This window comes from Hydrogenophaga sp. R2 (genome assembly GCF_049843595.1).
Taxonomy (GTDB): Bacteria; Pseudomonadota; Gammaproteobacteria; order Burkholderiales; family Burkholderiaceae_C; genus Hydrogenophaga.
On the sequence record NZ_JBBHZN010000005.1, the window covers coordinates 131,929 to 144,470 of the forward strand.

Consider the following 12,542-nt stretch of genomic DNA (forward strand, 5'->3'; position numbering starts at 1 on the left):
CCACGGTTGCCATGTCGTCGCGCCCGGCCACCTTGCCTCCGCAGGACAACGCCACCACGGCGCTGTACCGCGCTGCACTGGGGCCGGTGGGGGCGCCGTATTACCTCAGGGTGTTCGGCCGCTTCGACGAGGTCGGTCTGCCCGGGCCGGCGTGGAACACCATGGCGGCCTGCTTCACCCTGGGCTGGCTGATCTACCGCCGGTTGTGGGGCGCAGCCTTTTCGTATGCGGTGTTGCTGCTGGCGTTGGGTGCGGCCCTGTGGTTCGAGGTCGGCCCCTGGACCGCCTGGTCGGCCGAACTGCGCTGGTCGGCCGCGCTCGGGCTGGTGGCGGTGTTTTGGCTGCTGCCGGGCTTTTACGCCAACGTGCTGCTGCATGGCGAGCTGCGGCGCCGCATGACCGAAGCGGTGCGTCAGGCCGCCACGGTGCAGCAGGCCCGCGAGCAGCTGGCGGCCCAGGCCAGCGGTCCGGGGCTGCTGGGTCTGCTGGTGTTCCTGTACCTGGTGCTGGGCTCGGCCGCTGCCGGGTGGTGGTGGCAGCAGAGCCGGGGCCGGCCGATGCCGCCGGTGGCGCCGGTGGTGTCCGCACCCGTGGTGGCGGAGCCTGCCCCGGCGGCCGTGGTCGCCCCGCCCGCCGTCACGGCACCGCCAGCGGCCGTTCCTGAGCCTGATCCGGTCAAGGCCGAACCCGTCAAGGCCGAGCCTGTGAATGCCGAGCCGGCGAAGCCGGAGGCGGGCGATGCCATCCGGGTCCGGGTGCACGGCCACGGGGTGGCGGTCGGCATGTTTGCCGATCCGGCCAATGCCCGGCGGGCCGAAGCCCGCCTGCGCGACGCGGGCCTGCCGGTACTGGTGGACCCGGTGGAGTCCTCACGCGGGACGCTGACACGGGTGCGGGTCGGTCCGCTGGACGACCGTGCAGCCGCCGATGCGGCGGCGCGGCAGATCCGCGCCCTCGGGCTGGACGCCAGGGTCTACGGACCCTGAGCCGGCATCAGCCCAGGGCGCCCCGCGCATCCACCGCCAGCACCCGCTCCACATGGCCTCGGTGCAGGCCGCCGCGCACACCCAGCATCACATCGTGCAGGTTCACCGTGGGGTCGCAATGCCCGGGGATGAGCCAGACCGTCTCGCCCAGACCGGGCAGGGCGCCGCCGGGCTGCACCGGCCGCAGGATGCCGTGTTCGTCGCCGCCGTTGGCAAAGTCCAGCCCGGCCGGGTGTGCCACCCGGGGCAGGCCGCTGTCGATGGCATGGCTCTTGTGGCCGGCATCCACCACGGCGCGGTCGGCGCTGCGGCTCATCACCTGCGACCGGATGAAGAGCGCGTGCTCGAACACCGGCGCGCCCGGCAGCGGCTGGTTGGCCGCGTAGTCGGCGTCCATGAACAGGTAGGAGCCGGGCTGTATCTCGCCCCACTGGCGGCTGTCGGCTTCCAGCAGGAAGCTGCCGCTGCCGGCACCCGTGACCAGGGGCACCGCGATGCCTTGGCGTGCCAGGGCCTCGCGCGTGGTCTGCACCGCCTGTGCCGCATGGGCAATCGCAGCGCTGCGTTCGGCGGGGTCGCGCAGGTGTTGTGCCTTCCCGTGGTACGCCTGCAGGCCGGCAAAGCGCAGCACCGCATGCGACTGCACCTGGGCGGCCAGCGCGGCGGCAGCGTCGCCAGGAGCCACGCCGCAGCGGTTCTGGCCGGCATCGATCTCCACGAACACATCCAGGGCACCCGGCGTCTGCACACCCGCCACCGCCAGCGCGGCAGCCAGGCGCTCGATGCCTTCGGTGCTGTCCACCGCGATGGCCCAGCGCACTGCCGGCCGCGTGGCCACGGCCTGGGCCAGCCGCTGCAGCTTGGCGCGGTCGATCACCTGGTTGCTGATGTAGAGGTCGTTCACGCCGCCGGCCGCCAGGGCCAGGGCTTCGTCGATCTTCTGCACGCACACGCCCACCGCACCGTGGGCCATCTGCAGCCGGGCGAGTTCGGCGCACTTGTGCATCTTGGCGTGGGGCCGCAGCCGCAGGCCGCGTTCGGCCGCGAAGGCGGCCATGCGCTGCAGGTTGCGCTCCATGGCGTCCAGGTCGATCACCAGGGCCGGCGTGTCGATGTCGGCCACACTGCCGCCCACCAGGGCCTGCGCACGCTGCAGCCGCAGGTCGCGGGCGGATTCAGACATGCTGCTCGTCCAGGCTGTCGGTCTGCAGGTGGCGCACATCGGCCCAGCCCACCAGCCCCAGGCCCTCGGGCGACCACAGCAGCCGGTTGACGGCGGTGTTGGGCAGGGCCCAGCTGCGCGGCGCCTGGATGTCGAGCCGGGTGGCGGCGCGGTACAGCACGTCCAGAACGCCACCGTGCACCACCATCAGCACCTGTTCGCCCGGGTGGCGGGCGGCCAGATCGTCCACGGCGGCCAGCACCCGTTCGCGCAGCTGCAGCAGGGTCTCGCCACCGGGCGGGGCGAAGTCGGGCATGCGTTTGCGCCAGGCCAGCGTTTCGGCCGGGAAGCGCAGCTCCAGCTCGTCCCAGGTGTGGCCTTCAAAGCGGCCAAAACCGCGTTCCCGCAGGCCCATGTGGATGTGCACCGGCATGTCGCGCCGGTGGGCCACGGCCTCGGCGGTTTCGCGGGCGCGTTTCAGGTCGCTGGCATAGACGGCCGCGAGCGGCTCGTCGCGCAGGGCCTCGGCCAGGCGTTCGGCCTGCCAGCGGCCGTGTTCATTGAGTTCGATGTCGGTGTGACCCTGGATGCGGGTGATGCGGTTCCAGGCGGTCTCTCCGTGGCGCACGGCCAGGATGCGGGTGGCTTCCAAAGGGGGTCTCCTCGGCACCCTGTCGGCACCGGTGGCCGAACTGTAGCGGCTGCACGCCGCACTGGAGGCTCAGCGGGGCACTTCGATGTCGACCCGGCGCCGGCCTTCGGGGGCGCTCGGGAATCCCTGGAGGGCCGCGTCCAGCATGGCCTGCCAGAGCGACTCGGTGCCGTTCCAGCGCCCGTCGTGGGCCGCGCTGGTCTCATACACCACCTGCCCGTTGGCGGCATTGCGCACCAGCACCGTCACCCGGCGCTGGTAGTAGGGCGACTCCAGCCGGGGAAACACCGGTCCGTAGAAGCCGGGGCCGTAAAAGCCGGGGCCGTAGGGGTGGCCCCAGCGCGGCCCGAACGGGCTGTAAAAGCCGTCGTAGGGGCTCTCCCAGGGTGCCCGCGGCAGCTGCACCACCAGGGCATTGACCTCCACCGACCAGGGCGCCCGCACGTTGCCGGCCGACGGCGTCCAGCCCGCCCGCGCCAGCGACTGGGCGGTCAGCCGCTCCAGCATGTCCTGGCTGGCACCGGCACGACCGCCTTCCTGCGAGGGCGTGCGTTCGAAGCGGAACACCTGGGGTGCCTGGGGGATGCCGTTGCCCCGCTCGCTCCAGCGCGGATGGCTCTGCACCTCGTTGTCCACCAGCATCACGCTGGCGCAGCCGCTCAACAGCAGCGAGCCGCCCAGCAGGGCCGCAGCGCCGAGTCGGCGCAGTCCGGAGGCGGTGAAGCAGAGGGTCATGGCAGCAAGGGCTCAGTCGGCAGCGATCGGTATGACCGGCCGGGCCGGGGCCGGGTTCCCGGGATCGATGGCGGGTGTGGGCATCTCGGTGTCGAAGGCCTTGTCGCCGTCGGGATCGGGCACGCCGGTGGCTTCGAGTGTGCCGAACGGGAACAGCTGCCGGTCCATCAGGTGGCTGGGCACCACGTTCTGCAGCGAGTTGAACATGTTCTCCAGCCGACCCGGGAAGCGCGCGTCCCACTCGCGCAGCAGATTGCCCACCTGCTTGCGCTGCAGGTTTTCCTGGCTGCCGCACAGGGTGCAGGGAATGATGGGGAACTGCCGGATCTCGGCCCAGCGGATCAGGTCCTTCTCGGCCACGTAGGCCATGGGCCGGATCACCACATGGCGACCGTCGTCGCTCACCAGCTTGGGCGGCATGCCCTTGAGCTTGGCGCCGAAGAACATGTTGAGCAGCAGCGTCTGCAGGATGTCGTCGCGGTGGTGGCCCAGGGCGATGCGGTTGCAGCCCAGCTCGTCGGCCACCCGGTACAGGATGCCCCGGCGCAGGCGGCTGCACAGGCTGCACAGCGTCTTGCCTTCGGGGATCACGCGCTTGACGATGGAGTAGGTGTCCTGGTTCTCGATGTGGAACTTCACACCCAGCTTCGACAGGTACTCGGGCAGCACGTGCTCGGGAAAGCCGGGCTGCTTCTGGTCGAGGTTGACCGCGATCAGCTCGAAGCTGACCGGCGCGCGCTGCTGCAGCTTGAGCAGGATGTCGAGCATGCCGTAGCTGTCCTTGCCACCCGAGAGGCAGACCATCACGCGGTCGCCCTCGCCGATCATGTTGTAGTCGGTGATGGCGCGGCCGACCTCGCGGCACAGGCGCTTTTCGAGCTTGTGGTTTTCCAGGGATTCGTTCATGGCAGGGTCCTTGAGGTGCGCATGCGGTGGGTCAGGGCTGGCGCCATTCTTCGCCGGGCAGGATGCGCTTCATGAAGCCATCGAACATCGGCACGGTGAAGGCGGTGTCGCCGTGGGTGGGGCTCCACACCATGCCTTTGGCGATCAGGGTGGCCCGGGTGGGCGCCAGCGACGACACCTTTTCGCCCAGGCATGCCGCGATGTCGCCCGACCGGTGCGGCCCGGCGCCCAGCTCGGCCATGGCCCGCAGGTAGCGGCGCTCTTTTGGGGTGCACCGTTCGAAGCGCACCCGAAAGAAGCTGTGGTCCAGCGAGGCCATGGCGCTGGCACTGGCCTTGTGCAGGTCGGCGGCCTCGATGGGGCTGCCATCGGCCGCCAGCCAGGCTTCGCTGCCCCAGGTCTGCAGGAAGTAGGCGTAGCCCTGGCTGCGCTCCAGGATTTCGTCCAGCGCCTGCGCCGTGATGCGCACCCCTTCGCCCAACAGCGGCTTCTCGATGGCCTGCCGGGCCGCCTCAGGTGGCAGGGCGCCGATCTCGGGGAAGTCGAAAAGGCGTTCCGCATACGACTTGGCATTGCCCATCTGGCCGCGCAGCTGCGGCAGCCCGGCGCCCACCAGCACCACGGGCAGCTGGCGCTGCGAGATGCGGTGCAGTGCCGTGATGAGGGCGGCCAGTTCAGGCTCCCCGACGTACTGCAGCTCGTCGATGAACAGGGCCAGGGCCGTGCCACCGGCCTTGGCGGCCAGGCCCGCCTGCTCCATCAGGGCCTGCAGGTCATGTTCCAGGTCGCCGTTGTCGGCCAGACCCGGTTCGGGCTCGTAATCCAGGCCGACTTCGATGTCGTTGTAGGTGAGCTTGAGCTTGCCCACGAAGCCGGCCAGTGCCCGCAGACCACGCACGGCATAGGCCTTGGCTGCTTCCGTCTGGCTCAATCGCAGCAGGGCTTGCCGCAGCTGTGGTGCCAGCATGGCCGGGAGTGAACGCCCCTCGGGGGCTTCCAGCCGGATGGTGTGGATGCCGGAGGCCTCGGCGTCGTCGCGCACCCGGTCGAGCAGTACCGTCTTGCCCACGCCCCGCAGGCCGATCAGGATGGCGCTGCGCGCCGGGCGCCCCAACCGGGACCGCTCCAGCGCCACCCGCAGGTTCTCGCGCAGCAGGTCGCGCCCGGCCAGTTCCGGGGGAGGTGCGCCGGCGCCCGGGGCGAAGGGGTTGGAGACGGGGTTCATATCAAGCGATGTTTTAGAAGTTATTGAATTTTAATAACTTGCCTAAACTTGCTTGATTCCATCCGTCGGGCCCGTCCTGGGTTCACCACTGTCCGCTTTCCATGCGGATGGCCACTTCGCAGTCGTCGAAGATCTCGAGCTTGGCGATCTTCACGCGCACGCCGATCACGCCGGGCAGCTGCATCAGCCGCCGCGCCAGCTTGCCGATCAGGCTCTCGAGCAGGTTCACATGCTCGGCGGTGCACTCGTCGATGATGATCTGGCGCACCTTGCGGTAGTCCAGCACATGGGTGATGTCGTCGTCGTGCGGCAGCAGGGGCTGGGTGCCCTGGTTGAGCTCGGCGTCCACCTGGATGGGCTGCGGGCTGACTTTCTCGTGGTCGAGGATGCCCAGGTTGGCGTTGAAGCGCAGCCCGGTGAGCGTGAGGATCTGGGTGCCGGCGTGGGTGTGGTTCATGCTGCCTCCTGCGGGCGCAACCGGAACACCTCCACCCCCACCGCCTCGCAGTCGGGGTAGACGTCGGGCTTGCAGGTGGACAGGCGCACGGCCGCCACACCCGGGTTCTGCAGCAGCCGGTCCACCAGCTCGTCCACCAGGGTTTCCTGCAGGCCGATATGGCCACGGGCGATGCGCTGAGCCACCACCTCGCGGACGAAGTCGTAGTCCACCACCTCGTCGATGCGGTCGCCCTTGGGCGTGGACTGCGCCAGCGGCACATACAGCTCGACGTCGATCCACAGGCGCTGCGGCGCGGTCTTCTCGAAGTCGTGGATGCCGATCTGCACCATCACCTCGTGGCGGCGCAGGAACAGCTTGCGGCAGTTCAGCAGCAGGGCATTGAGGTCAGCGGTCAAGGGGCTTCTCCTGCATGAGTTCTTCCACCACGAACATCACGTCGCGCTCCAGCGGCACCAGGTGCTGGCCACTGTCCACATTGACCGTGGTGCCGGTGATGCCGGTGTGGCTGGCCAGGAACACGCAGGTCTGCGCCACCTGGGCCGGATCGGTCGGGCGACGCAACAGGTTGACGCGGCTGGCGCGTTCGAAGTTCTCGGGCTGCTGCGGACCGCTCAGGTACATCAGGCCCGGGGCCACCGCGTTCACCCGCACGCCCGGCGCCAGGGCCTGGGCCTGCAGCGCCACCGAGCGCTCCAGCGCCAGCTTGGACACGGTGTACGAGAAGTAGTCGCGGTTGAGGTTGTGCACCTTCTGGTCCAGCACATGCAGCACACAGGCGTCGGGCAGGCCGTGGCGTTGCTGCATGCGGGCCAGCTCGCGGCCGAGCAGCAGCGGGGCGATCAGGTTCACTTCCAGCTGCAGCCGCGCCATGGCGGGGTCGAAGTCGATCCCGGTGTCTGGCTCGAAGGTGGACGCGTTGTTCACCACCGCCCGCAGCGGGCCACCGTGCTGTTCGATGTGGGCCATCATGGCTTCCACCTGCGCGCTGTCGGCCAGGTCGGCGCGCACCGTGTCGATGCGGGCACCGGTCTGCCGCAGCTCGGCCGCCAGGGCCGACGCCGCTTCGGCCGAGCGGCTGTAGTGGCACCACACCTGCCACCCGGCCCGCGCGAAGGCGTGCACCAGCTCGGCGCCCAGGCGCAGCGAACCGCCGGTGATCAGGACCGCGCCGGGGTGCGCGGATCCGGGAGTAGGGGGATTCATGGGGGACAATCGGCGGGTGCCACCCGCTGCCGTGAACGAACCCTCCAGTGTAACGACCGCCCTTCTGGCGCGCCTGCGCCAGGCCATCGGCGAGGCCGGCGGCTGGCTGCCCTTCGACCGCTACATGGCCATCGCGTTGTACGAGCCCGGGCTGGGCTACTACGCCAACACCGCGCCCAAGTTCGGCCACCTGCCGCAGTCCGGCAGCGACTTCGTCACCGCGCCCGAACTCACCCCCTTGTTCGGTCACACCCTGGCCCGCCAGGTGCAGCAGGCCCTGCAGGCCACCGGCACCGACGCGGTGTGGGAGTTCGGCGCCGGCTCCGGTGCGCTGGCGCTGCAGCTGCTGGACGCCCTGGATGCGCTGGGCTGCGCACCCAGCCGCTACACCATCGTCGACCTCTCCGGCAGCCTGCGTGAACGGCAGGCCGCCACGCTGTCGGCCCATGCCCACCGGGTGCGCTGGGTGTCGGAACTGCCCGGCACCATCGAGGGCGTGGTGGTGGGCAACGAGGTGCTGGACGCCATGCCGGTGCGGCTGCTGCACCGCCTGGGCGGTGTGTGGCACGAGCGCGGCGTGGTGCTGGATGCCGACGGCCAGCTCGCCTGGTCCGACCGCGCCACCGACGCCCGCCCGCCACTGGCCATCGACGGCCCGCACGATGTCCTGACCGAAATCCACCCCCAGGCCGAAGCCTTCGTGCGCACCCTGGGCGACCGGCTGAGGCGGGGCGCCGCCTTCCTCTTCGACTACGGCTTCCCCGAGGCCGAGTACTACCACCCGCAGCGCCACATGGGCACGCTGGTGTGCCACCGGGCCCACCGCAGCGACAGCGACCCCCTGGCCGATCCGGGGCAGAAAGACATCACCGCGCACGTCAATTTCACCGGCATTGCGCTGGCGGCGCAGGACGCCGGCCTGTCGGTGCTGGGCTACACCAGCCAGGGCCGCTTTCTGCTGAACGCCGGCCTGCTGGACCTGGCCCGCGATGCCGGCGTGCGCGAGAACGCGCTCATGCAGAAGCTGGTGCTCGAACACGAGATGGGCGAGCTGTTCAAGGTGATTGCGCTGGCGCCGGCGGCGTCGGCCGAGGGCTGGGTGCCGCTGGGCTTTGCCTCCGGCGACCGCACCCACCGACTCTGAGGACCGGCCATGATCCGCTGGATGATCGTCATCTTCCTGGCCCTGCTGCTGATCAGCTGGGCCACGCCGCTGCTGCAGAAGATGGGTCTGGGCCGGTTGCCGGGCGATCTGCGCTTCCGCGCCTTCGGCCGCGACTGGTTCCTGCCGTTCGCCTCCACCGTGCTGCTGAGCTTCATCGCCAGCCTGGTGGGTTATCTGATCTGACCGGTTCAGTCGTCCTGCAAGGTCCAGCGAAAACCGCAGCGCTTGCAGCACACCGGCACCATGCCTGGCCGATGGTGACCGGGATCGTCCTGCAGGCGCAGCTGTCCGTAGGCCTGGCAGTTGGTGCAGTTGGCCTGGTTGGCCACTTCCTCGGCATGCATCAGCAAGAAGATGTAGCGGCGCAGCGCCCACAGCGCAATGGCGCCGCTCACCACCACGAACACCACATCCATCAGCTTGTCGGCCAGGCTGCCGCCCTGGAAGGCCTCGAAGCTGGCCAGCATGGCCACCGCCGCCAGGATGGCCAGCGTCATGTGCGCGTGGCTGGACAGCAGCTCACGCTCGTACCACTTGCGAAAACCCAGGCGCCGGATGCCGTCGGCCAGCGGGTGGTTGAGCAGATTGCGTTGCGGCATGCGGCCTCCTGATCGAGCCGCTCATGCTCTCACAGCGCCTGCAAGGCGTCCACGCGTGCCTGATGGATCCGCTCGCCTATGCGCGGTCCGCTGAGTCCGTCGGCCATGGCGGCAGCCGCCACCACCGAGGTGTCCACCGCCAGCACGGCCTTCAGGGCGGCCGCCAGACGTTGCGCCTGCGGGTAGTCCCGTTCTTCGTGTCCGAGCCGGCCACGGGCATCGCATTCGCAGGCCAGCAGGGCCTGTGCAAAACGCTCGGGCTTGCGGATGGCGTCGCAGCGCTCCAGCAGCCGCAAGGTGGCCGCGGGCGACAGGCCGCCGCTGCCATGGATATGCCCGTGCTCCCGGGCCACCACGTCGGCCAGCTCCTGGCAGGCCAGCGGCACCCGCAGGCGTTGCCCCACATCCTTGAGCAGCCGTGCGCTGCGGGCTTCGTGGCCGATGTGGCGCGGCCATTCGGCCGGTGGCGTGGTGCCTTTGCCCAGGTCGTGCCCCAGGCAGGCATAGCGCACCGGCAGCGGCGCCTGCAGGCGTGCGGCCATGTCCAGCACCATCATCAGGTGCACGCCGGTGTCCACTTCGGGATGGTGCTCGGCCCGTTGCGGCACGCCCCACAGCCGGTCCACCTCGGGCAGCAGCCGCGCCAGGGCGCCGCAATCGCGCAGCACGGTCAGCATGCGGCTGGGGCGCTGCTCCATCAGACCCCGGGCGATCTCCTGCCACACCCGCTCGGGCACCAGGTGGTCCACTTCACCGTCGGTCACCATCTGCCGCATCAGCTCGAGGGTTTCGGGCGCCACCGAAAAGTCGGGGAAACGGGCCGCAAAGCGGGCCAGGCGCAGGATGCGCACCGGGTCTTCGGCAAAGGCGGCGGTCACGTGACGCAGCACGCGGTCCTGCAGGTCGCGTGCGCCGCCGTAGGGGTCGATCAGCGGCCCTTGTGCCGGTGCATCGGCGTGGTCCTGCGGCACCGCCATGGCATTGATGGTGAGGTCTCGCCGGGCCAGATCGTCTTCCAGCGTGACCCCCGGATCGGCGTGGAAGGCGAAGCCGTGGTAGCCCGGCGCGGTCTTGCGTTCGGTGCGGGCCAGGGCGTATTCCTCCCGGGTCTGCGGGTGCAGGAAGACCGGGAAGTCGCGCCCCACCGGCAGGAAGCCGGCATCGTTCATGGCCTGGGGTGTGGCGCCCACCACCACCCAGTCGCGGTCGCTGTGCGAGACCGCACCCGCCGAACGCGCCATGAGCGCATCGCGCACCGCACCGCCGACCAGGTAGATCTGCATGGGGTCGATCGATCAGCCGCGGCCCAGACGGTAGGGCTCTTCGAAGTCCAGGAAGTCGCCCTCGGCCAGGGCATCGTCGATCCAGGCCTTGACCCCGGGCAGCGCCGCCACCCGGTCCACATAGGACTGGATGTCGGCCGGCACCGGCAGGCCGTAGGTGCGGATGCGCATGCAGACCGGTGCGAAGTAGGCGTCGGCGATGGTGAAGTGGCCGAACAGCAGCGAGCCTGCCGGCTGCGCTGCCAGAAGCTCACCCCACAGGCCGCACAGCCGGGCCAGGTCGGCGCGCACGCCCGGCCGGTCGCGCCAGATCAGGCGACCCACGTCGGGCAGGTGGGCTTCGATGTTCATGGGGCAGGCGCTGCGCAGGGCCGAGAAGCCGCTGTGCATCTCGGCGCAGACGCTGCGGGCCCGCGCGCGGGCACGGGCATCGGCCGGCCAGAGCTGGCGGTCGGGGAAGCGTTCGGCCGCGTATTCCGCAATCGCCAGCGTGTCCCAGACCGCAAAGCCGTCGTCGACCAGCACCGGCACCTTGCCGACCGGGCTGATCGCCTTGAGCTTCTGCTTGAAGCCGGATCCGGCTTCGAAGGAATCGAAGCGGACCATGACCTCCTCGAAGGGGATGCCCGCCTGCCGGAGCATCACCCAGGGCCGCATGGACCAGGAGGAGTAGTTCTTGTTGCCGATGTAGAGCTGCAGCGCCATGACGGGGATCCTTCCACACCACCCCGGTGTGAGGCCCCGATGTTAGGCGTCCGCCGGACCGGGGAGGCTCAGGCGTATTTTTCGAGGATGCGGGTGGAGCGTTCGACGTCCCGCACCGCCGAGGACTCGGCCACCGTGCTGGCAATGGCTTCGAGCATGTCGCAGGCCATCATGCGGTAGAAGGCCTTGTCCATGGCCTTGCGCACCGCGGCCATCTGCTGGGCCACCTCTTCGCAGTTGCGGCCTTCCAGGATCATCTGGATGAGGCCACCGACCTGGCCGTCGATGCGCTTGAGCCGGTTGATGACGTCGCGTTGGGCTTCGGTGAGGTTGGGGATGCCGGATTTGGTGGATGGAAGCGACATGGTCATTGCCCTTTAGGTAAAAGGTATTCATTCAATACCCGAGGGGAGTGTGCCAAAAAATCGATCCATGTAACCCGAAGTGATTAATCAGGCGACTGGCGGCAGGGTTCCGAGTGGGGTATGGCCCCACGCGACCGCCACGTCAGCGGGGTGGCTGCCGACGGTAGTCGAGCAGGGCGTCCCGGCCACCCCGGTGGCCCAGGTAGCGCGGCGCCACCGCTTCGATGGCGGCCGGCGTGATGCCCAGCGCCGGCAGGCCGGGCAGGCGGCCGTCGGCCACGTTGTCCACCGTCATGGCGGCCAGGTTGTCGCGGCTCATCAGCGGCTCGCCGGGCGCCAGCTCCATCAGCCGGGCCTGGACCTGCGCCACGAAGCCCGGCAGCGGAATCACCGGGCGCTGCCGGCTGCCCAGGCGGCCGGCCAGCTGCACCAGCTGGGCCAGTGTCAGCACGTCGGGCCCTGCGGCGTCGTAGGTCTGGCCGATGCTGTCGCGGCCATGCCGGGCCGGGTCCAGCGAGGCGGCCACCGCTTCGGCCACGTCTTCCACCCAGACCGGCTGGAAGCGGGCGCCGGCACTGGCCAGCGGCACGAAGGGCAGCACCGACTGCATCTGCGCGAACAGGTTGAGGAAGCGGTCGCCCTGGCCGTAGATCACGCTCGGGCGCAGGATGGTCAGGTCCAGGCCGGACTCGCGCAGCAGGGCCTCGCCCCGCGCCTTGCTGCGCTGGTACAGCGAGGGGCCCTCCGCCGACACGCCCAGGGCACTCACGTGCACCAGGCGCTGCACACCGGCGGTCTTCATGGCCGCCGCCAGCTGGCGCGGCAGGGCCACATGGGCCTGTTCGAAGGCCGCTTCGCTGCCATGCAGGATGGCCACCAGGTGCACCACCGCGTCGTGGCCCGGCAGCAGGCGCTCCAGCGCGCCGGGCTGGTGGATGTCGGCTTCCAGCACGGTGACACGGGGCAGGTGCTGCACCGCCGCCGCCTTGGCCATGCGGCGCGTGGGCACGGTGATGTGCCAGCCCAGGCGGTGCAGTTTTTCGCAGACGTGGCGACCGACAAAGCCGGTGCCCCCGGTGATCAGGACTTTTTTCAT

16 protein-coding genes are annotated in these 12,542 nt (G+C 69.9%); 3 read left to right on the forward strand and 13 right to left on the reverse strand.

Annotation, left to right across the window (positions count from 1 at the left end; genetic code table 11):
- Positions 1-11 precede the first annotated feature (11 nt).
- On the forward strand, positions 12-986 hold the full coding sequence (locus WD026_RS15750; protein ID WP_425724599.1) for an SPOR domain-containing protein: 975 nt from the start codon (positions 12-14) through the stop codon (positions 984-986).
- Positions 987-993: 7 nt separating this feature from the next.
- Here the strand turns inward: WD026_RS15750 and WD026_RS15755 are convergent, their stop codons facing one another.
- The 8 genes from WD026_RS15755 to WD026_RS15790 form a co-directional block, all read right to left on the reverse strand.
- Positions 994-2,169, reverse strand: a complete 1,176-nt coding sequence (locus tag WD026_RS15755) for a DSD1 family PLP-dependent enzyme (RefSeq protein ID WP_425724600.1) — start codon at positions 2,167-2,169, stop codon at positions 994-996.
- Positions 2,162-2,800, reverse strand: a complete 639-nt coding sequence (locus tag WD026_RS15760; RefSeq protein ID WP_425724601.1) for a histidine phosphatase family protein — start codon at positions 2,798-2,800, stop codon at positions 2,162-2,164. The genes WD026_RS15755 and WD026_RS15760 overlap by 8 nt, the downstream gene beginning before the upstream one ends.
- A gap of 69 nt (positions 2,801-2,869) precedes the next feature.
- Positions 2,870-3,535, reverse strand: a complete 666-nt coding sequence (locus WD026_RS15765; protein WP_425724602.1) for a DUF4136 domain-containing protein — start codon at positions 3,533-3,535, stop codon at positions 2,870-2,872.
- A gap of 12 nt (positions 3,536-3,547) precedes the next feature.
- The gene (gene ttcA / locus WD026_RS15770; protein WP_425724603.1) at positions 3,548-4,441 is read right to left on the reverse strand and encodes a tRNA 2-thiocytidine(32) synthetase TtcA; all 894 of its coding nucleotides are present in this window, start codon (positions 4,439-4,441) and stop codon (positions 3,548-3,550) included.
- A 31-nt stretch (positions 4,442-4,472) separates the two neighbouring features.
- On the reverse strand, positions 4,473-5,666 hold the full coding sequence (locus WD026_RS15775) for an ATP-binding protein (protein WP_425724604.1): 1,194 nt from the start codon (positions 5,664-5,666) through the stop codon (positions 4,473-4,475).
- An 82-nt stretch (positions 5,667-5,748) separates the two neighbouring features.
- A complete protein-coding gene (locus tag WD026_RS15780; RefSeq protein WP_425724605.1) occupies positions 5,749-6,123 on the reverse strand; it encodes a dihydroneopterin aldolase in 375 nt (124 codons plus the stop codon).
- The gene (locus WD026_RS15785; RefSeq protein ID WP_425724606.1) at positions 6,120-6,521 is read right to left on the reverse strand and encodes a dihydroneopterin aldolase; all 402 of its coding nucleotides are present in this window, start codon (positions 6,519-6,521) and stop codon (positions 6,120-6,122) included. Before WD026_RS15785 ends, WD026_RS15780 begins: the two co-directional genes overlap by 4 nt.
- A complete protein-coding gene (locus tag WD026_RS15790; protein ID WP_425724607.1) occupies positions 6,511-7,329 on the reverse strand; it encodes an SDR family oxidoreductase in 819 nt (272 codons plus the stop codon). Before WD026_RS15790 ends, WD026_RS15785 begins: the two co-directional genes overlap by 11 nt.
- Here WD026_RS15790 and WD026_RS15795 point away from each other — a divergent pair.
- Together WD026_RS15795 and WD026_RS15800 are read left to right on the forward strand one after the other, a co-directional pair.
- Entirely contained in the window at positions 7,328-8,473 is a 1,146-nt protein-coding gene (locus tag WD026_RS15795) for a class I SAM-dependent methyltransferase (RefSeq protein ID WP_425724608.1), read from the forward strand. The genes WD026_RS15790 and WD026_RS15795 overlap by 2 nt on opposite strands.
- A 9-nt stretch (positions 8,474-8,482) precedes the next feature.
- Entirely contained in the window at positions 8,483-8,677 is a 195-nt protein-coding gene (locus tag WD026_RS15800) for a DUF2905 domain-containing protein (protein ID WP_425724609.1), read from the forward strand.
- Between the two features lie 5 nt (positions 8,678-8,682).
- Here the strand turns inward: WD026_RS15800 and WD026_RS15805 are convergent, their stop codons facing one another.
- The 5 genes from WD026_RS15805 to WD026_RS15825 all read right to left on the reverse strand — a co-directional run bounded on the left by WD026_RS15805 (position 8,683) and on the right by WD026_RS15825 (position 12,542).
- The gene (locus tag WD026_RS15805) at positions 8,683-9,093 is read right to left on the reverse strand and encodes a hypothetical protein (RefSeq protein WP_425724610.1); all 411 of its coding nucleotides are present in this window, start codon (positions 9,091-9,093) and stop codon (positions 8,683-8,685) included.
- A gap of 29 nt (positions 9,094-9,122) precedes the next feature.
- Positions 9,123-10,376: a multifunctional CCA addition/repair protein gene (locus WD026_RS15810; protein ID WP_425724611.1), complete on the reverse strand. Its 1,254-nt coding sequence runs from the start codon at positions 10,374-10,376 to the stop codon at positions 9,123-9,125.
- A gap of 12 nt (positions 10,377-10,388) precedes the next feature.
- A complete protein-coding gene (locus tag WD026_RS15815) occupies positions 10,389-11,081 on the reverse strand; it encodes a glutathione S-transferase family protein (RefSeq protein WP_425724612.1) in 693 nt (230 codons plus the stop codon).
- A 68-nt stretch (positions 11,082-11,149) separates the two neighbouring features.
- Positions 11,150-11,446 (reverse strand): metal-sensitive transcriptional regulator, encoded by a 297-nt coding sequence (locus WD026_RS15820; RefSeq protein ID WP_425724613.1) that lies wholly within the window; start codon positions 11,444-11,446, stop codon positions 11,150-11,152.
- Positions 11,447-11,588: 142 nt separating this feature from the next.
- Positions 11,589-12,542: a complex I NDUFA9 subunit family protein gene (locus tag WD026_RS15825; RefSeq protein WP_425724614.1), complete on the reverse strand. Its 954-nt coding sequence runs from the start codon at positions 12,540-12,542 to the stop codon at positions 11,589-11,591.

Coding starts and splice junctions, on each gene's coding strand:
- WD026_RS15750 (WP_425724599.1), top strand. CDS start 12: ATGTCGTCGCGCCCGGCCACCTTGCCTCCGCAGGACAACGCCACCACG.
- WD026_RS15755 (WP_425724600.1), bottom strand. CDS start 2,169: ATGTCTGAATCCGCCCGCGACCTGCGGCTGCAGCGTGCGCAGGCCCTG.
- WD026_RS15765 (WP_425724602.1), bottom strand. CDS start 3,535: ATGACCCTCTGCTTCACCGCCTCCGGACTGCGCCGACTCGGCGCTGCG.
- ttcA (WP_425724603.1), bottom strand. CDS start 4,441: ATGAACGAATCCCTGGAAAACCACAAGCTCGAAAAGCGCCTGTGCCGC.
- WD026_RS15775 (WP_425724604.1), bottom strand. CDS start 5,666: ATGAACCCCGTCTCCAACCCCTTCGCCCCGGGCGCCGGCGCACCTCCC.
- WD026_RS15780 (WP_425724605.1), bottom strand. CDS start 6,123: ATGAACCACACCCACGCCGGCACCCAGATCCTCACGCTCACCGGGCTG.
- WD026_RS15795 (WP_425724608.1), top strand. CDS start 7,328: ATGGGGGACAATCGGCGGGTGCCACCCGCTGCCGTGAACGAACCCTCC.
- WD026_RS15790 (WP_425724607.1), bottom strand. CDS start 7,329: ATGAATCCCCCTACTCCCGGATCCGCGCACCCCGGCGCGGTCCTGATC.
- WD026_RS15800 (WP_425724609.1), top strand. CDS start 8,483: ATGATCCGCTGGATGATCGTCATCTTCCTGGCCCTGCTGCTGATCAGC.
- WD026_RS15805 (WP_425724610.1), bottom strand. CDS start 9,093: ATGCCGCAACGCAATCTGCTCAACCACCCGCTGGCCGACGGCATCCGG.
- WD026_RS15810 (WP_425724611.1), bottom strand. CDS start 10,376: ATGCAGATCTACCTGGTCGGCGGTGCGGTGCGCGATGCGCTCATGGCG.
- WD026_RS15815 (WP_425724612.1), bottom strand. CDS start 11,081: ATGGCGCTGCAGCTCTACATCGGCAACAAGAACTACTCCTCCTGGTCC.
- WD026_RS15820 (WP_425724613.1), bottom strand. CDS start 11,446: ATGTCGCTTCCATCCACCAAATCCGGCATCCCCAACCTCACCGAAGCC.
- WD026_RS15825 (WP_425724614.1), bottom strand. CDS start 12,542: ATGAAAAAAGTCCTGATCACCGGGGGCACCGGCTTTGTCGGTCGCCAC.